This is a genomic window from Brachybacterium vulturis, assembly GCF_002407185.1.
Taxonomy (GTDB): domain Bacteria; phylum Actinomycetota; class Actinomycetes; order Actinomycetales; family Dermabacteraceae; genus Brachybacterium; species Brachybacterium vulturis.
The window spans coordinates 2,309,467-2,327,074 of sequence record NZ_CP023563.1; the positions used below are offsets into that span (position 1 = coordinate 2,309,467).

The 17,608-nt window shown below is 71.1% G+C and carries 18 protein-coding genes, 1 tRNA gene and 1 pseudogene; 10 read left to right on the plus strand and 10 right to left on the minus strand.

The genetic code is table 11. The annotated features are described in order from the left end of the window. Positions 1 to 24 precede the first annotated feature (24 nt). Positions 25 to 834: an isoprenyl transferase gene (locus CFK38_RS10355; RefSeq protein WP_096802997.1), complete on the plus strand. Its 810-nt coding sequence runs from the start codon at positions 25 to 27 to the stop codon at positions 832 to 834. A 79-nt stretch (positions 835 to 913) separates the two neighbouring features. Here CFK38_RS10355 and CFK38_RS10360 read toward each other — a convergent pair whose 3' ends face one another. Genes CFK38_RS10360 through CFK38_RS10380 form a run of 5 tightly spaced genes read right to left on the minus strand, consistent with a single transcriptional unit; the run spans position 914 to position 4,710 of the window. Next, positions 914 to 1,489 (minus strand): DedA family protein, encoded by a 576-nt coding sequence (locus CFK38_RS10360; protein WP_096802998.1) that lies wholly within the window; start codon positions 1,487 to 1,489, stop codon positions 914 to 916. Beyond that, positions 1,486 to 1,965 (minus strand): Fur family transcriptional regulator, encoded by a 480-nt coding sequence (locus tag CFK38_RS10365; RefSeq protein WP_096802999.1) that lies wholly within the window; start codon positions 1,963 to 1,965, stop codon positions 1,486 to 1,488. Before CFK38_RS10365 ends, CFK38_RS10360 begins: the two co-directional genes overlap by 4 nt. Positions 1,966 to 2,000: 35 nt before the next feature. Next, positions 2,001 to 2,924 (minus strand): metal ABC transporter permease, encoded by a 924-nt coding sequence (locus tag CFK38_RS10370; RefSeq protein WP_096803000.1) that lies wholly within the window; start codon positions 2,922 to 2,924, stop codon positions 2,001 to 2,003. Further along, positions 2,921 to 3,685, minus strand: a complete 765-nt coding sequence (locus tag CFK38_RS10375; protein ID WP_245850987.1) for a metal ABC transporter ATP-binding protein — start codon at positions 3,683 to 3,685, stop codon at positions 2,921 to 2,923. The genes CFK38_RS10370 and CFK38_RS10375 overlap by 4 nt, the downstream gene beginning before the upstream one ends. Then, positions 3,682 to 4,710 carry a metal ABC transporter substrate-binding protein gene (locus CFK38_RS10380; protein WP_245850990.1) on the minus strand — a complete coding sequence of 343 codons (1,029 nt, stop codon included), beginning with the start codon at positions 4,708 to 4,710 and terminating at the stop codon, positions 3,682 to 3,684. The genes CFK38_RS10375 and CFK38_RS10380 overlap by 4 nt, the downstream gene beginning before the upstream one ends. A 138-nt stretch (positions 4,711 to 4,848) precedes the next feature. On the opposite strand from CFK38_RS10380, the gene CFK38_RS10385 reads away from it, so the two are divergent. After that, positions 4,849 to 6,240, plus strand: coding sequence for a glycine--tRNA ligase (locus CFK38_RS10385; protein ID WP_096803002.1), 1,392 nt, complete (start codon positions 4,849 to 4,851; stop codon positions 6,238 to 6,240). 25 nt (positions 6,241 to 6,265) lie between these two features. Here the strand turns inward: CFK38_RS10385 and CFK38_RS10390 are convergent, their stop codons facing one another. Further along, positions 6,266 to 7,360, minus strand: a complete 1,095-nt coding sequence (locus tag CFK38_RS10390) for an LLM class flavin-dependent oxidoreductase (protein WP_096803003.1) — start codon at positions 7,358 to 7,360, stop codon at positions 6,266 to 6,268. 195 nt (positions 7,361 to 7,555) lie between these two features. On the opposite strand from CFK38_RS10390, the gene dusB reads away from it, so the two are divergent. Genes dusB through dnaG form a run of 3 tightly spaced genes read left to right on the plus strand, consistent with a single transcriptional unit; the run spans position 7,556 to position 12,117 of the window. Further along, positions 7,556 to 8,803, plus strand: coding sequence for a tRNA dihydrouridine synthase DusB (gene dusB, locus CFK38_RS10395; RefSeq protein ID WP_275542276.1), 1,248 nt, complete (start codon positions 7,556 to 7,558; stop codon positions 8,801 to 8,803). 4 nt (positions 8,804 to 8,807) lie between these two features. Beyond that, entirely contained in the window at positions 8,808 to 10,145 is a 1,338-nt protein-coding gene (locus CFK38_RS10400; RefSeq protein ID WP_096803004.1) for a deoxyguanosinetriphosphate triphosphohydrolase, read from the plus strand. A 4-nt stretch (positions 10,146 to 10,149) separates the two neighbouring features. Continuing rightward, on the plus strand, positions 10,150 to 12,117 hold the full coding sequence (gene dnaG, locus CFK38_RS10405; RefSeq protein ID WP_096803005.1) for a DNA primase: 1,968 nt from the start codon (positions 10,150 to 10,152) through the stop codon (positions 12,115 to 12,117). A 10-nt stretch (positions 12,118 to 12,127) separates the two neighbouring features. On the opposite strand, the gene CFK38_RS10410 is transcribed toward dnaG, so the two are convergent. Beyond that, complete coding sequence (locus tag CFK38_RS10410; RefSeq protein WP_157773442.1) at positions 12,128 to 12,964, minus strand: CHAD domain-containing protein; 837 nt, start codon at positions 12,962 to 12,964, stop codon at positions 12,128 to 12,130. A 253-nt stretch (positions 12,965 to 13,217) separates the two neighbouring features. Here CFK38_RS10410 and CFK38_RS10415 point away from each other — a divergent pair, with 253 nt between their 5' ends. After that, on the plus strand, positions 13,218 to 13,811 hold the full coding sequence (locus CFK38_RS10415) for an OsmC family protein (RefSeq protein WP_338025006.1): 594 nt from the start codon (positions 13,218 to 13,220) through the stop codon (positions 13,809 to 13,811). Positions 13,812 to 13,880: 69 nt separating this feature from the next. Further along, positions 13,881 to 14,213 (plus strand): transposase, encoded by a 333-nt coding sequence (locus tag CFK38_RS10420; RefSeq protein ID WP_420835777.1) that lies wholly within the window; start codon positions 13,881 to 13,883, stop codon positions 14,211 to 14,213. A gap of 206 nt (positions 14,214 to 14,419) precedes the next feature. Here CFK38_RS10420 and CFK38_RS17895 read toward each other — a convergent pair. Together CFK38_RS17895 and CFK38_RS17790 are read right to left on the minus strand one after the other, a co-directional pair. Continuing rightward, positions 14,420 to 14,578 (minus strand): annotated as a pseudogene (locus CFK38_RS17895) (helix-turn-helix domain-containing protein); the annotation flags it as partial. 105 nt (positions 14,579 to 14,683) lie between these two features. Beyond that, entirely contained in the window at positions 14,684 to 14,815 is a 132-nt protein-coding gene (locus CFK38_RS17790; RefSeq protein ID WP_275542277.1) for a hypothetical protein, read from the minus strand. A 160-nt stretch (positions 14,816 to 14,975) separates the two neighbouring features. Here CFK38_RS17790 and CFK38_RS10430 point away from each other — a divergent pair, with 160 nt between their 5' ends. The 3 genes from CFK38_RS10430 (at position 14,976) to CFK38_RS17160 (ending at position 17,396) form a co-directional block, all read left to right on the plus strand. Then, positions 14,976 to 16,400 (plus strand): dihydrolipoyl dehydrogenase family protein, encoded by a 1,425-nt coding sequence (locus CFK38_RS10430; RefSeq protein ID WP_096804317.1) that lies wholly within the window; start codon positions 14,976 to 14,978, stop codon positions 16,398 to 16,400. Continuing rightward, positions 16,397 to 17,059, plus strand: coding sequence for a class I SAM-dependent methyltransferase (locus CFK38_RS10435; protein ID WP_157773443.1), 663 nt, complete (start codon positions 16,397 to 16,399; stop codon positions 17,057 to 17,059). Before CFK38_RS10430 ends, CFK38_RS10435 begins: the two co-directional genes overlap by 4 nt. Positions 17,060 to 17,231: 172 nt before the next feature. After that, a complete protein-coding gene (locus CFK38_RS17160) occupies positions 17,232 to 17,396 on the plus strand; it encodes a hypothetical protein (protein WP_157773444.1) in 165 nt (54 codons plus the stop codon). A gap of 116 nt (positions 17,397 to 17,512) precedes the next feature. Here CFK38_RS17160 and CFK38_RS10440 read toward each other — a convergent pair. Continuing rightward, a tRNA-Ile gene (locus CFK38_RS10440) sits at positions 17,513 to 17,586 on the minus strand. Between the last annotated feature and the right edge of the window lie 22 nt (positions 17,587 to 17,608).

Sequence of the window (17,608 nt, forward strand, 5' to 3'; positions counted from 1 at the left end):
CGCCGCCACCCCTCAGGAGGACAGATGCCCGCTGCGACCCGACACGGGTACCAGGAGCCGTACGAGCACCCCAGCGGTGCCCGGCCCCCGCAGCTGCCCGCGCCCACCGTCCCCGGCCACGTCGCAGTGGTCATGGACGGCAACGGGCGCTGGGCGAACCGGCAGGGACTGCCCCGCACGGCAGGGCACGAGGCCGGGGAGGCGGCCCTGCTGGACGTGGTCGCCGGCGCCCTCCAGATCGGCGTCACGCACCTGAGCGCCTACGCCTTCTCCACCGAGAACTGGAAGCGCTCCCCGGAGGAGGTGCGCTTCCTGATGGGCTTCTCCCGCTCCGTGCTGCGCCGCCAGCGGGACACCCTGAACTCCTGGGGCGTGCGGATCAAGTGGATCGGCCGCGAGCAGCGGCTGTGGGGGAGCGTCATCAAGGAGCTGCGGGAGGCGGAGCAGCTCACCCGCACCAACACTCGGATGACGCTGTACATGTGCGTGAACCACGGTGGTCGGGCGGAGATCGTCGACGCCGTGCGCGAGATCGCGGAGGAGGCCCGCGCCGGGCGGATCAGCGGCCGGGGCATCACGCTGAAGAGCTTCGCCCGCCACCTGGACGACCCGGACATGCCGGATGTGGATCTGTTCCTGCGCACCAGCGGTGAGCAGCGCACCTCCAACTTCCTGCTGTGGCAGGCCGCCTACGCCGAGCTGGTCTTCGTCGACGAGCTCTGGCCGGATGTGGACCGCCGTGTGCTGTGGCGCGCGATCACCGAGTACGCCCGGCGGGACCGTCGATACGGGGCGGCGGTCGACGCTCCCGATCAGGAGACGGCGCCGGGCTGAGCGGGCGGCCTCGAGGACCTCCCGGCATCGCCGCCGGCTACCACCGGCCACCCCTGGCGACGCCCTCGGCCCGGGCTGCTCAGGGGCGCGGCTCCTGGGTCGGTGCCGCCGACTCCGCGCCGAGCTCCGCCGACTGCTCCTCGGCCACCGACCGCGAGGTCTCGGCGCCGCTGAGCCCTGTGCCGCTGAGCCCTGCGGTGCGGCGCCTGTGCCGCAGCAGCACCGCGATCAGCACCACGAGCAGCGCGAGCACCGCGACCGCGCCCCACGGTGAGACGAGGAACAGCTCGAACCAGGCCGTGAACGCCACCAGGCCCACGGTGGCGTAGATGAGTGCCCAGGCCAGCCCGCCGATCGCGAGGGCCGGCAGGTAGCGCTTGGCGGGCATCCCGGTGAGGCCCGCTGCCGCGTTCGCCGCGGTCTGGAAGCCGACGGTGAGGAAGCTCAGCGCGACCACGGGAGCGCCCCAGCGGTGGATCAGCCCGGTGGCACGGGTGACTCTCGGCGAGTCGAGGAAGTCGGCGACGCGGCCACGGCTCGCGGCCCTGCGGGCCCCGCGACCGAGGAGATACGTGGCGCCGGCACGGCACCAGATCACCACGTACAGGAATGCCACCGCGGGCAGCAGCGGCATCTCCTGGATCCACTCCATCATCGGGTCCGGGCACCGTCCTCGTCGGGCTCCGCGTCGTCGTCCTCGGAGTCCGTCTCCGCGTGCCCGTCGGGGCTCTCATCGGCCGCCGCCTCGCCTCCGGCATGGTCGCCGCACAGTCCGAACACCTCCAGGGTGTGGTCCACGTCGGTGAAGCCGTGCTCGTCGGCGATCGCGGTCATCGCGTTCTCGAGCTTCGGGGCGAGGAACTCGACCGTGCGGCCGCACTCGCGGCACACCAGGTGATGATGGTGCCCCGTGTCCTCGCACTGGCGGTACAGGGCCTCACCATCGCCGGCGACCAGCACGTCGAGCCGATCGGAGCGGGAGAGGACCTGGAGGTTGCGGTACACCGTGGCCAGGCCCACGGTCTCCCCGTCGGCCTTCATCTGCTCATGGATCTGCTGGGCGCTGCGGAAGTCGTCCTGCCGCGCGAGCGTCTCCAGGATCGCGGCGCGCTGGCGGGTGTTCCGTTGCATGGCCTCATTGTTCCTGAAGCTCATCGGGACTTCTATCAGTGGTGGTGCGTTGCACGAGCGGTGAGGGTCGCACTGCCGGAGCGGGAGGGTCCGGGACCGGTGACCGCCGGATGCTCCCGGGCCGGACGCAGCGCGCGGACGACGAGCCCGAGGGCGTAGACCGCGATCGTCAGCAGCACGATCACACCGCCCGGCGGCAGGTCCACGTACACCGTGACCAGCAGCCCGCCGAGCGAGCACAGCACCGCGATCACCATGGCCGTGCGCATGGTGCGGGTGAAGCCGACCACGAGATTCTGCGCGGCCGCGACCGGCACGATCATCAGGGCCGAGACCATCAGCGCGCCGACGATCCGCATCGACAGGGTGACCGTCAAGGCGGCCATGACCGCGACGAGGATGTTGACGGTGCGCACCGGCAGACCGGAGGCGCGGGCGAACTCCTCATCCGCCGTGACCGCGGCGAGCAGGCCGGACAGCCCCACCCCGATCCCCAGCACCACCAGCGCGAGCACGACGGAGATCAGCGCGTCGGGTGCGGTGACGGTGGACAGCGAGCCGAAGAGGTAGGCCATCAGGTTCTGGGAGGTGCCACCGGCGAGCTGGATGATCACCACACCGCCGGCGATGCCGCCGTAGAAGAGGATCGCCAGCGCCACGTCGCGGCTGGTGTGGCTGACCTCGCGCACGTACTCGATCAGCAGCGCGCCGACCACCGAGGCGGCCAGCGCCCCGGGGATCGCCAGCAGGTCCGCCGGCGTGGCGCTCGTCCATGCGCCCACCAGCCAGCCGACGGCCACGCCGGTCAGGGCCACGTGGCCGAGGCCGTCGCCGAGCAGGGAGAGCCGCTTCTGGACCAGGTAGGTGCCGACCACGGGCGCGGTGAGCCCGATGAGCACCGCGATGATCAGCGGATACCGCAGCAGGTCGGAGGTGAGGATGTCGAGGGGCGAGATCATAGGGGGTGGATCTCCTGTCCGAGGCACTCGTCCAGCGGGGCGGCGTCCTCGGGGTGGTCGTGGCCGGGGTCCAGACGGGGGCGGTCGCGCTCGGCGCCGTCGTGGACGACATGGCCGTGGTCGAGCACCACGGCGCGGCGGATGTCGCCGGCCAGCGGCCCGGTCTCGTGCAGGACCACGAGGATGGTGGTCCCTGCGGCGGAGAGCTCCCGGAAGAGCTCGGCGATCAGGTCCTGGGTGGGCACGTCCACCCCGGAGAAGGGCTCGTCGAGCACCAGCAGCCGGGGGTCGCGCACCAGGGCGCGGGCGATCATCACGCGGCGGCGCTGGCCGCCGGACATCCGGGTGATGGGACGGCCCGCGAGATCAGCCATCCCGACGGCCTCGAGGGAGGACATCACCCGGGGGTCCCGGGCGCTGGGCCACCAGGAGCGGGCACCCAGCAGACCGCTGGCGACCGTCTCCCTGGCGGTGGCCGGGATCGATCCGGTCTCGGAGGTCTCCTGGGGGACGTAGCCGAGACGGTCGTGGGAGGTGCCGCGCTGGACCGGGGCTCCGAAGAGTCGCGCGGAACCCGCTGCCAGGGGCAGCACCCCCACCACGGCTCGCAGCAGCGTGGACTTGCCGGAGCCGTTGGCTCCCAGCAGGGCGACCAGCTCGCCGGAGTCGATGCGCAGGTCGACATCGTGCAGCACCCGCTGGCCGGCGCGGTCCACACAGGCCCCGGCCACCTCGATGACGGGCACGGGGTGGTCGCTCACGTCCAGCTCGCGACGAGCTCGGCACAGTTCTTCCGCATCACCTGAGGATAATCGCTCTCCGGTGACTGCTGGGTCTCGAGATTGTCCAGCTCCTGGCTGGCGAGGCCGAGGTTCCGGGCGAGGGTCCGGGCGACCTTCGGCGAGGCGGACGTCTCGAAGAAGATCGTGGTGACCTCCTCCTCCTGGACGACGGATTCGAGGGCGAGCAGCCGCTGCGGGGAGGGCTCGGTCTCCGGGTCCACGCCCGCGATGCCGATCTGGTGGAGCTCGTAGCGCTCGGCCAGGTAGGCGTAGGCCGCGTGACTGGTGATGAAGGCCTTCTCGCCCTCGATCGCGCCGAAGGACTCCGCCAGCTCGGCATCGAGCGCCTCGAGCTCGGTGCGCAGCGCCGTGGCCGCGTCGGTGAAGACCTGCGCGTTCTGCGGGGAGAGCTCTCCCAGCCGTCGACCGATGGCGTCCGCGAGCTCCGCCATCCGCACCGGGTCGTGCCAGAGATGAGGGTCGTCCGGGCCATGGTCGTGGCCCTCATGGCCCTCATGGCCCTCATGTCCCTCCCGTCCTTCAGGGGCATCGCCGCCGCCGTCGGAGGCGTGCTCGGCATGCTCTTCCTCGCTCTGCCCGCTGTGCTCCTCATGGGCGGTCGCGGCGGCGGCCGGCAGCAGGGTGAGCACCGAGGAGATGTCCAGCACGTTGTCCCCGCCGTGGGAGGCGATGGCATCGTCGAGCGCGGTCTGGAAGCCGGGGATCTGGAGCACCAGATCAGCCTGCTCGACGGCGAGGACCTGCTTGATGGAGAGCTCGAGGCCGTGGGCGTCCACCCCGGGGGAGGTGAGATCGACCAGGGCGACATGCTCGCCGCCGATCCGCGTGACCAGGTACGCCAGCGGATAGGCCGACGTCACGACCGACAGCCTGCCCTCCGCCGCCCCGCTCTCGCCGCCGCAGGCGGCCAGGAGCGCGGCACCGGCACCGAGGCCGGCGGCGGACAGGAGGGTGCGCCGGGAGGGGCGGGGCAACAGCATCATGACAATCATTCTCACCAGCGGGCCGGAGCTGCGCAAGTCGACTACCGCTCCGGGACGCCTCGCGTGGGGACCGTCACAGCCTGCCGGATGACTATGCTGGGACGGTTCCGTCCCCCCACCGTCACCAGGAGTCTCCCCGTGGCCAAGGCCCCCGCCAGCACGCTGGACAACGTCATCGCACTCGCCAAGAAGCGCGGCTTCGTCTTCCCGGCCGGTGAGATCTACGGCGGAACCCGCTCCGCATGGGACTACGGCCCGCTCGGCGTGGAGCTCAAGGAGAACATCAAGAAGCAGTGGTGGCGCACCTTCGTGCAGTCCCGCGGCGACATGGTGGGCCTGGACTCCTCGATCATCCTGCCCAAGCGCGTGTGGGAGGCCTCCGGTCACCTCGAGACCTTCACCGACCCGCTGGTGGAGTGCAAGAGCTGCCACAACCGCTTCCGCGAGGACCACCTGCTGGAGGCCTTCGAGGAGAAGAAGGGCCGCGCCCCGGAGGGCGGCATGGCTGAGATCGCCTGCCCCAACTGCGGCACCCGCGGCGAGTTCACCGAGCCGCAGCAGTTCTCCGGCCTGGTCAAGACCTACCTCGGCGCGGTCGACAACGAGGCGGGCCTGCACTTCCTGCGTCCCGAGACCGCGCAGGGCATCTTCGTGAACTTCCTCAACGTCGTCACCGCCACCCGCCAGAAGCCGCCCTTCGGCATCGGCCAGGTCGGCAAGGCGTTCCGCAACGAGATCACCCCCGGCAACTTCATCTTCCGCACCCGGGAGTTCGAGCAGATGGAGATCGAGTACTTCACCCCGCCGGCCCAGGCCGATCAGCAGTTCAAGGAGTGGGTCGAGGCCTGCTGGGACTGGTTCATCGACCTCGGCATCGACGCGGACAACCTGCGCCGCTTCGATGTCCCCGAGGACGAGCGGGCCCATTACAGCGCCGGCACCATCGACCTGGAGTACCGCTTCGGCTTCCAGGGCAGCGAATGGGGCGAGCTGATGGGCATCGCCAACCGCACCGACTTCGATCTGAACAGCCATACCGAGGGCTCGGGAACGAAGATGCAGTACTTCGACCAGGCCGCCGATGAGCGCTTCACGCCGTACGTCATCGAGCCCTCCTTCGGACTCACCCGCGCCATGATGGCCTTCCTGGTCGACGCCTACTGCGAGGACGAGGCCCCCAACGCCAAGGGCGGGGTCGACAAGCGCACCGTGCTCAAGCTCGATCCGCGCCTCGCCCCGGTCAAGGTCGCCGTGCTGCCGCTGTCCAAGAGCGAGGACCTCGTGCCGCGCGCCACCCAGCTCGCCGACCGGCTGCGCACGCACTGGAACGTCGACCTGGACGTCACCCAGGCGATCGGTCGTCGCTACCGTCGCCAGGACGAGATCGGCACCCCGTTCTGCCTCACGGTCGACTTCGAGACCGCCGAGGACCAGTCCGTCACCATCCGCGAGCGCGACACCATGGCGCAGGAGCGGGTGGCGCTGGACCAGGTCGAGTCCTACCTCGCCGCGCGCCTCATCGGGGCCTGAACGGCCTCGCGGCGGCGCGGCCGGCTCAGCCCGCCGCCCCGCCGCCGCGGGAGAGCACCATCTGCAGCGGCGGGACCACCAGCGCCCCGAAGGTCCGCAGCAGGTCCTGCTGCTCCCTCAGCGACGCCCCGAGCGGCAGCACGAGGACGATCTCGTCGGCGGCGCGGACCACCGGGTCCTCCCACAGCGCCCGGGCGACCGCCGCGGGCTGATCCAGCACCACCTCGCTGAACACCGCCTCGTGCCCGCCGATCTCCCGGCCCCGGTGCTCGCCGACGATCCGGGCCTCCGGGGCACGTTCCCGGGGGAGGAGGGTCAGGTAGCGCTCCAGCTCGGCGTCGCTGCGCACCGGGATCATCTGGCGGCTGACCATCACGTGCCCTTCGCCATGGCCCGCCTCCCGCGAGGCGCTGCGATACGCCTCCAGCGCCTCGAGCTGCAGCTCGGCGAACGGACGCCCCGAGCCGTCGTCCGGCGCCATGGTGGCCAGCTGCAGGCGGAGGCCGAGAGCTCCCGCCCTCGCCGCCCGTCGCGGATCGGCGGCGCCGTAGGCGAGCCGGTCGCGGAGCCCGGGCACCTGCGGCTGCAGGCGCAGCGGGCTGCCGGCCGCGAGCTCCTCGACGTGGCGGTCGGCGCCCGCGACGATCTCCCCGTCCAGCAGCGAGACCAGATCGTGCAGCACCCGGTCCACGTGCTCGGCGCGCTCCGGCACCGCCCCGAAGGCGCGGGTGTACATCGCCTCGTGCGCCGAGTGGCCGGAGCTCACGCCGGGTCGGAGCCGGCCCCCGGTGAGCAGGTCCGCAGTGGCGAGGTCCTCCGCGAGCCGGCCCGCGTTCTCGAAGCGCAGCGGGATCACCGCGGTGCCGAGCTCGATCCGGGCGGTGCGCCGCCCCAGCGCCGCCAGGAACAGCAGCGGGGAGGAGAGCGTGTCCTGCAGGTGCCGGGTGCGCACGTACCCGACGTCGTACCCGAGGTCCTCGGCGGCGAGGAACAGCTCGATGCCCTGCTCGAGGCCGTCACTGGTGACGGTCCCTCCCTCGGAGCGGATGCCGGTGTGCTCGATCTGGGCCACGAAGCCGATGCGCGGGGCCTCGCGGAGTCCGGGCGTCCTGGCGGTCATCTCGTGCCTCCTTCGTCGTGCGACGGTCGGCGCGAGGGCGGGGAAGGGACGGGTGCGCCGCTGCTCCCATCATCCCGTCGCTCCCGCCTCCGGCCCAGGACCAACAGCCCGGTTCCCTCCTCCCCATCGGGTGCCGATGCACATCACCCCCGCCACCCCTCCCGGGTGACAGTGCCAGATGGGACAATCGAGACGATGACCACCCTCGACACCGCACCCCAGGCGCTCCGCCCCACCGTCGCCCCGGCCCGCGGCTCCACGTCCGTGCCGGGCACCGGCGCGGCCCGTCGCGCCCTCACGATCGGCCCGCACACCATCGACACCCCCGTGGTGCTGGCACCGATGGCCGGGATCACGAATATGGCGTTCCGCCTGCTGTGCCGTGAGTTCGGTGCGCTGCACAGCGAGGACGACGGCGGCCTGTACGTGGGCGAGATGGTCACCACGCGCGCCCTGGTCGAGGACCACAAGGAGTCCTGGCGCCTGGTGACCATGGGGGAGCGGGAGACGCCCCGCTCGGTGCAGCTGTACGGAGTGGACCCCGCCACGGTGCGCCGTGCGGTGGAGATGATCCGCGAGCGCGATCTCGCCGACCACATCGATCTGAACTTCGGCTGCCCCGTCCCCAAGGTCACCCGTCGCGGCGGGGGCGGTGTGCTGCCGTGGAAGACCGAGCTGTTCACCCGCATCGTCAGCGCCGCCGTCCAGGCCGCCGGCCCCGAGGTGCCGGTCACGGTCAAGACCCGCATCGGCATCGACGACGAGCACCGCACCTTCCGCGACGCCGGGCTGATCGCCCAGGAGGTCGGGGCCGCGGCGATCGCGCTGCACGGCCGCACCGTGGTCCAGCACTATTCCGGCCAGGCGCGCTGGCAGGCGATCACCGAGCTCAAGGAGCTGGTCACCGACATCCCGGTGCTCGGCAACGGCGACATCTGGTCCGCTGAGGACGCGATCGAGATGATGGAGCAGACCGGCTGCGACGGCGTCGTCGTCGGCCGCGGCTGCCAGGGCCGGCCCTGGCTGTTCGCGGATCTGGCCGCCGCCTTCGCCGGGAAGCCCGATCGGGTGCGCCCCACGCTGGGGGACGTCGCGACGATCCTGCGCCGCCACGCCGAGCTGCTGGTGGAGTACTACGAGGACGAGGGCCGCGCCGTGCGCGACCTGCGCAAGCACGTGGCCTGGTACTTCAAGGGCTATCCCGTCGGCGGGGAGATGCGGCACCGCCTGGCCACCATGGAGTCCCTCGCCGACCTCGACGCGAAGCTCGCCGAGCTCGACCTGGCCAGTCCCTACCCGGGCGCCGCCGTGGAGGGCCCGCGCGGCCGCGCCGGCACGCCCAAGAAGGCGCACGTGCCCGAGGGCTGGATGACCTCCCGCGAGCTCAGCACTGAGCACGCCGCCCGCCTCCACGAGGCCGAGCTCGACACGTCGGGGGGCTGAGCCGATGTCCCTGCACCCCGCGCCACCGTCGGCGGTGGGCGATGTGCCACCGCCTGCGGTCTACACCGCGCACGATCTCGAGCGCTGGGTGTCCGAGCCGCCCAAGTCCCAGGCCCGCACCCCGTTCCAGCGCGATCGTGCCCGCGTGCTGCACTCCTCGGCGCTGCGCCGGCTCGGTGCCAAGACCCAGGTGCTCGGCGCGGGGGCGAACGACTTCGTGCGCACCCGCCTCACCCATTCCCTCGAGGTCGCGCAGGTGGGCCGTGACATCGGGGCGGAGCTCGGCTGCGATCCCGACATCGTCGATGCCGCCTGCCTCTCCCACGACCTCGGCCACCCGCCCTTCGGCCACAACGGGGAGAAGGTGCTCGACTCCCTCGCCGCCGACTTCGGCGGTTTCGAGGGCAACGCGCAGACCCTCCGCCTGCTCACGCGGCTGGAGCCCAAGCTGGTGGGGGAGGAGCGGCCCTACGGACTGAACCTCACCCGGGCGAGCGTCGATGCGGCGATCAAGTACCCCTGGACCCGAGGGCAGGGCCCGAACCCCGCCTCGCCGAAGTTCGGTGCCTATGCCGACGATCTGGACGTCTTCACCTGGGCGCGCGAGGGCGCGGTGCCGGGGCGCCAGTGCTTCGAGGCGCAGGTGATGGACCTCGCCGACGACATCGCATACTCCGTGCACGACATCGAGGACGCGATCACCGGTCGCACCATAGATCTGCAGGCGCTGCAGGACCCGATGGAGCGCGCCGCGGCCCTGTACGTGGTCCAGGACTGGTATATGCCGGGCGAGTCCATCGCGGAGCTCGATGCGGCGCTGACCCGGCTCGAGGCCGAACCGAGCTGGCTGGCCTCCTTCACCGGCTCGATGCGCTCGGCCGCTGCGCTGAAGAACATGGCCAGCCAGCTCATCGGGCGCTTCACCCGCTCCGCGATCGTCGCGACCCGCAGCGCCCACGGCGAGGGCCCGCTCTCCCGCTACAGCGGCGACATGGTGGTGCCCGAGCAGACCCATCTCGAGATCGCGGTGCTCAAGGGCCTCGCGGCTGCGTACGTGATGTCCGCCGCCTCGCAGCAGCCGGTCTACGAGGCGCAGGAGGAGATCATCCAGGACCTCTACTCGCGGCTGTGGAACACCGGCACCCAGTACCTCAGCCCCCTGTTCACCGAGCTCTGGCACGATGCGGGCGACGACGACGGCCGCCGCCGCGTGGTGGTCGATCAGATCGCCTCCTTCACCGATGTCACCGCGCGCCAGCTGCACGGCGCGCTCTTCGACCGCGCCGTCTCCCACGTGACCGCCGCGGACACCCCGCTGCCGGGCCTCGGACCGGAGCTCTGAGCCCGTGGCCCAGGGACTGATCCGTCGCGCCGACGTGGACTCCGTGCGCGAACGCGCGAGGCTCGACGAGGTGGTCTCCGAGCACGTCACGCTGCGCACCGCCGGGATCGGTTCGATGAAGGGCCTGTGCCCCTTCCACGACGAGAAGACCCCCTCCTTCAACATCCGCCCGCAGCTGGGCCACTGGCACTGCTTCGGCTGCGGCGAGGGCGGGGACGTGATCTCCTTCGTCCAGAAGGTCAACCACCTCAGCTTCGTCGAAGCGGTCGAGATGCTGGCCGCCCGCTACGGCGTCCAGCTGCAGTACGAGGATACCGGCGAGGGCCGCGGCGACCGTCCTGACTTCGGCACCCGGCGCCGGCTGCTGGACGCGCACGCGATCGCCGAGGAGTACTACCGCGAGCAGCTGGGCACCCCGGCCGCCGAGGTGGGGCGCCGATTCCTCACCGAGCGCGGCTTCGACCAGGAGGCCGCCGCCCACTTCGGGGTCGGGTTCGCGCCCGAGGGCTGGGAGTCGCTGACCGGAGTGCTGCGGGGACGCGGCTTCACCGAGGCGGAGCTGACCGCCAGCGGGCTCGTCTCCCAGGGCCAGCGCGGGGTCTACGACCGCTTCCGGGGCCGTCTGGTCTGGCCGATCCGCGACATCACCGGCAACACCATCGGCTTCGGCGCGCGCCGCCTGTTGGAGTCCGACAAGGGTCCCAAGTACCTCAACACCCCCGAGACCGCGATCTACCACAAGTCCAGCGTGCTGTACGGCCTGGACATCGCCCGCAAGGAGATCTCCTCCCAGCACCGGGTGGTGGTGGTCGAGGGCTACACCGACGTGATGGCCGCCCATCTGGCCGGGGTCACCACCGCGGTCGCGTCCTGCGGCACCGCCTTCGGCCCCGAGCACGTGAAGATCGTGCGCCGGGTGATGGGGGACTCGAACCCCTCGGCCGGACTGCGGCTGAACACGGACGGCCGAGGACTGGCCGGCGAGGTGATCTTCACCTTCGACGGCGACGCCGCCGGGCAGAAGGCCGCGCTGCGCGCCTTCGAGGAGGACCAGCGCTTCGTCGCCCAGACCTACGTCGCGGTCGAGGCCAGCGGCATGGACCCCTGCGAGCTGCGGATCCAGCAGGGCGACCAGGCGGTGCGGGAACTGATCGAGACCCGTCGGCCGCTGTTCGAGTTCGCGATCCGCACCGCCATCTCCCAGGTCGACCTCGACACCGTCGAGGGCCAGGTCACCGCGCTGCGGATGGCCGCCCCGGTGGTCGCCCGCATCCGCGACCGGGCGATGCGGCCCGAGTACGCGCGGCGGCTGTCCGGCTGGCTGGGGATGGACGAGGGCACGGTGCTGCGGGCCGTGCACGACGCCGCCCGCAGCGAGGGGCGCGCCGCCCAGCGGACGGAGCCGCAGCGGCCCGCCCCGGAGACCCCGGCCGCCGGAGCCGCGGGCGAGGAGCCTGCGATCCCGGCCGCCCGCCTCGCGGATGTGGTCAGCCCCCGCGACCCCGTGGGCCAGGTCGAGACCCAGTCGCTCGCGGTGATGCTCCAGGCCCCGCGGCTACTGGAGGCCGAGAAGGTCGCCACCCTGCCGGACGACGCCTTCCACGTCTCGGCGCTGCAGGGAGTCTGGGACGTGATGCTCGCCGCCGGCACCCTGCTGGATGCCGTGGAGGGGCAGCTCCATGCCGCCCGCTATCTCGAACAGGTCCTGGAGATCGCCGGTGAGACGGTGCGCCCGCTGATCGTGGAGATCGCGAACCTCGACCTGCCGGCGCGGGACGAGGACGGGCTGCGGCGCCTCGCGCATTCCCTGCTGGACCGGCTCGCGGAGCTGTCCCTCACCCGCGAGTACTCGGTGCTCAAGCAGCGCCTGCAGCGCACCGACCCCTCCGACGCCGAGCGCCACCAGGAGATCATGGCGCGTCTGGCTCAGGTGCAGGGCCGCCGCCGAGCGCTGCGTGCGCTGCAGGACTGACCGACGACGCTCAGAGCAGATGCGGAGCCTGTGCGGCGATGTCCTGGATCCGCTGCTGGGCGCGCTGGTGGAGCAGCCCGGTCGTGAACGCGTTGTGACCGCGGGCTCCGCCGGCGTGCGCATGCTCGAGCAGGAATCCCGTGGCCACCACCGCGTCCTGCATCAACCCGAGCTGGACGTGGACCGTCGTCGCAGCGTCGTAGTGCGCGGCGGCGCCCGGTTCCACCGGGAGCAGGAGCTCCGCGGCATAGCGCCAGCGTTTGGCGGCCTTGCGGGCCGAGTGCAGGGCGTGCGGCTCGCCGTCCGCCGACCGGAGCCGTGCGCGGACCTCGTCCCGTACGCCCTCGAGCAGGCGCAGCGGCTCCCGCTCGACGAGGCGCGGCGGATCCTGCTGCCACGACCCGAGCTGGTCCACGGCACCGCGCCAGCGCGCTCTGCCATGGCGTGCGGCGACGTGGGCGACCGCGGTCCGACGTCGCTGGGCGAGCGCGTCGGCGAGCTCCTCCCGGACCGGGCCGAGGACCAGCGAGGCGGGCAGGGCCTCGACCTGCGCGAGCAGATCCTGAGCGAGCACGTCGGTGTCGCGCAGCTCGCTGAGGGTGCGGGCGACGAACCGCAGGTCGCGGTCGGTCGTGGTGGCGGCGACGGGGGCGTGCGCGAAGGACTCCGGGAACGTGCGCAGGGTCGCCCGCAGGCGGCGCAGCGAGGTGCGGGTCTCGTGCACGGCCTCGACCGTCAGCTCCCGCTCCAGTTCGTCCTCACCGGCGCGCTCGATGCGCAGCAGCCCCTGGGCCGCGCGCTCGGCGTGCTCATGGACGTAAGCGGTCAGTGCATCCTCGTGAGACATCGACACTTCCTGCGAGACGGAGACGCCGGTCGGCTCTCACCACGGAGAACTGACCGACGCATCGACCATGCGGTGTACGGTCCGGTCGGCCAGGTGGGGCGTGAATCCGCGACTGACGGATCAACGGCACCATCCTCTCATGACCAGCGAAGACGGGCGCCAAGATCCCCCTTCGAGAGAGTCGATGAGGTGGATCCGGTCGGCAACCACAATGGCGCCATATGACGCTCGATGACGGCAGAATTCGCTCCTCTTGGCGCCCGCAGCAGGCACTTCTATCGTCGACGTCATGACGATCACCGCAAGCATCCAGTCCGCCGTCCCCGAGATCACCGTCGAGGATCGCGCCGCCCGGCTCACGGACGCCGGAAACGCGTGGGCCGAGCGTATCGATGCCAATCGCTCGAACGCCCATCTGAACTACGCGGTCGAAGGAATCGGCGCCGGTTCAGTCGCGACGACAGTGCGTGCCGGCAAGCACTCCTTCGTCGTCGACGAGCCTGCGGTGCTGGCCGGCGATGACATCGGGAGCAGCCCGGTCGAATACGCCCTGGGCGCTTTGGTCGGCTGCCAGGTCGTCGTCTATCGCCTCTACGCGCAGCAGCTCGGAATTCCCTTCGACGACATCGTCATCAGGGCCGAGGCCGATCTGGACGCGGCGCGACTGTTCGGCGCCGACGAGTCCGTGCGCGCCGGGTTCTCCGAGGTGCGGCTCGACATCGAGATCTCCGGACCGGAGACGAACGAGCGCTATGACGAGCTGCGCGAAGCCGTCGATGCCCATTGCCCGGTGCTCGACATCTTCCAGAATCCGACCCCGGTCAAGACCACCGTCATCCGCGCCTGATCACTGTCATGCCGAACTGATCACGGACATCGGGCCGGCGTCCATCAGCTCTGTGGCCCGCTCATATTCGTGGCCGCGGACGTGCTGCCGACGAAGCGCTGCGAGGGCGGACGGGTGATCAACGCCGTTGTCCTGGTCGCGACCGGCGTCAACGGCGACGGGCATCGCGAATTCCCCGGCATGCACGTCGCCACCTTCGAGATGGGCGCAGCCTGGTGCAGGCTCGTCGCTGACCAGGTCGGCCGCGGGCGTGGTGGAGTCCGTCTGGTCAGGTCCGACGTGCACGCCGGGGTGGTCGAGGTGTTTGCCGCGCACAACCCCCTGGGCCCATGGCGAAACGCGCCGACATCGACCGCCGCTACCGGGAATGGACCCGCCGCACCCCGCCTTCGCCATCGCTGAGGCCACCGGTGTGACGGCCGCGATCCTGGACACCCTGCCGCCCTCGGACCCCTGGCCGGACCCGCACCCGGGCTGCGGAACGTATTCTGTGGTGTCACGGCAGCGGAGCCGCCGGCAGTTGGCGTGTCCAGTCACCACATCATCCGAGCCGACTGGACAGCAGTCGTCGGCCCCGGAATGACACCGGAACCCCTCGAGAGGGCTCATCAAGCCGTGTCTCGTCCGAGCAGACGCAGTCCGGCGGGGTCTGTGAGGAGGACGCGGCCTCGTCCTGACCGGATCAGCCCGCGCACGGCGAAGTCGCCGAACACCCGGCTGGTGGCCTCCCAGGTCGCTCCGATCACTCCGGCGACCTGCTCGTGGGTGAGCTGGACGTGCGGGGTGCGTGAGAAGCGCCCCGTGGGTCGATCTCGTTCATGCCCGCCCCCTGCTGATCAGGATGGTGACTTCTGCGGTGAGGAGCGCAAAGATCAGGGGCCCATCAGAGACACCATCGTGCCGAAGACGAGCCCGCCGGCAACGCCGCCGAGCGCACCGGCCAGGGTCGGACGTCCTGCGGCTGCGGTGCGATGACCGGTGGAGTCGAGAGTGTGAGCAGTCATGGTGTCTCTCCCATCGTTGATCTGATGGCCTGACACTAGAGATCTCGCGGGCGACGTTCGGTGATCGAGCGCACAGGAGCCGAGAGTGACGGTGCGTAGTCTGCCGGAATGCGATGGCGATCGATCCTCCAGACACGATCCATGACCGGAAGGGATGCCGATGGAGCCTGATGAGAAGCCTTGGGAGCTGGTCGTCGTCGGTGCCGGCAGCGCCGGGTTGACCGCTGCGAGGACCGCACGGCTGCTCGGCGCAGAGGTGCTGCTGATCGAGCGGCACCGCTGGGGCGGCGATTGCCTGTGGACGGGGTGCGTGCCGTCCAAGTCGCTCATCGCCCAGGCGCGCCGGGCGCCACCTGCCCGCCGTCGGAGCGCTGGAGTTCTCGAGGCTCACGACGTGTTCACCGGCATCGACAGCGCGAGGGAGAGCATCGCGCCGGATGATTCTCCCGAGGCCCTGCGGGGCATCGGCGTGAGGACGCTGCAGGGCGAGGCGATGTTCACCGGGGACCAATCCATGATCGTCGGCGGGCGTTCGGTCGAGTTCACCCGCGCCATCGTCGCGACCGGATCGCGTCCGAGCGTGCCCGGGATCCCGGGCCTGGCCGAGGTGGACCCACTGACCAGCGACACGATCTGGGAGCTCCGTGAGCTTCCCGAACGGATGGTCGTCGTCGGGGGCGGTGCGATCGCCTGTGAGCTCGGGCAGGCGCTGGCCCGCCTCGGCGTGCAGGTCACGATCATCCTCCGTGGCCCAGACATCCTCCCGGGCGAGATCCCTGAGGCTCGGGAGCTCGTGCGCTCGGCTCTCGAGGTCGACGGGGTCCGCGTCCTCACCGGCCGCTGCGTGGTCCGGTTCCATCGCGACGCGAGCCAGGAGTGTGCGGCGCTGCTCGACGACGGCACCCGCGTGGACGCCGACCGGGTCCTCGTCGCGACCGGGCGACGAGCCGGCGTGGATCAGCTCGGGCTGATCGCCACCGGCGTGGAGACCGATGACTGCGGCTGGATCTCCTGCGATCCCACCCTGCGCACGGACAACCCGTCCATCTGGGCCGCAGGTGATGTGACCTGGCTCCCGAAGCACGCCCATGTGGCCGGCGTCAGCGGCGCCGTCGCGGCGCGCAACGCACTGCTCGGGACCCGCAGGACGATGCACGACGCAGGAGCGCCCCGAGTGCTGTTCACGGCACCGGAGATCGCGTCCGTCGGCACGCAGGAGCCGACGGGCCGTGACCGCGTCGCCACCGTGCGACACGTGCACGTGGACCGTGCCGTCGCGGAGGACGACACAGCAGGCTTCACCCGGATCATCGTCGACCGGCGCGGTCGGATCCTCGGCGGCACGATCGTCGGCCCGCGAGCGGGCGAGACCCTCGGCGAACTGACCCTGGCCGTGGACCAGGGCATCACCGTCCAGCGTCTGACGTCCGTCATGCATTCGTACCCGACCTACAGCGACGGGCTCTGGAACGCTGCGATCCAGGAGTCGCAGCGTCGGCTCCGAGAAGGCATGGCCGGCCGTCTCGCCTCGCTGATGCGCCGCCGTGCCTCATGGCGCGCCCGGCGGGGCGTGAAGCGCAGATGAATGAGCCAGGCGCAGGCGCGGAGTGGGACGCCTACCTCGCCGGTTTCCATGCGGACCGCCCGGGCATCACAGAACGCCTCCTCTCCCACAGCCTCGACGCCCGTGGCACCACGCCGTACGACTGGGTGGCCGACGCTGTCGGTGGCAGCGGGCTCGTCGTCGATGTCGCCTGCGGGAGCGCGCCGCTCTGGAGCCCGCGCCTCGCGGGTCGATACCTCGGCGTGGATCTCTCCAGCGCCGAACTCGACCTCGCTCGGCACCGTGGTGCACACCGGATCACCCAGGGATCTGCACACGCACTGCCGGTGCAGACGGGCATCGCCGCCACGGTCGTCTGCTCGATGGCGCTCATGATCCTGCCCGATCTCTCCGCCGTGCTCGGAGAGGTCCGCCGCGCCCTCCGCCCCGGCGGGGTCTTCGTCGCGATCGTCCCGACGACACCGACCGGGCTCGGTGATCTCGTCTTCGGAGCCGGGCTGGTCCGCGCCGCACGCGGACCTCTCAGCTACCGCAACGACCCGCTGCTGCGGCGGCCTCGTCGCCTGTTCGCCGAGAACGGCCTTGCGGTGAGGGAGGACATCCGCCGCACGTATCGGTGCGAGCTCAGCGCCGATCGCGCAGCCGAGGCAGCCGCATCGTTCTATCTGCGCGGACCTTAGGCGGCGCGCGAGAGCGAGGTCGCTCACTACCTGCGCAGGATGTCGCGGCGTGGTCGCACCATGCCCATCCCTATCCGACGGATCCTGGCTCATCGCCCGTGAGACGACGAAGGAGCCGACGTGGCGGGACGGTGAACGTATTCTGGAGTGCCACGGCATCGGAGGACCTGTGATGATCGCACCACGTGAGCAGCCTGAGTACGACCCCGCTCCGGGGGAGGAACCGATCCCCGAGCTCGAGGACGACGAGAAGATCGCGCCCCGACCCGAGGAGGAGATCGCCGACCGGCTCCGCGCCGAACCGGATGCCGAGGGCCACGGCACCCGGTCCGGCTGATGCGCACGCGCGGTGCCGCAGCAGTCGCGCATGCGAGACAGAGAGATCATCTCGCGCTCTCAACTCGCTCCTGCAGGTTCCGCTACGTCCCGAATGGAGTGAAACTGCAGGTCAGGTAGGCCAGGCGGGGCTTGAACCCGCGACCGACGGATTATGAGTCCGCTGCTCTGACCGGCTGAGCTACTGGCCCGTACCCTGCGTGCAGGGCGGTC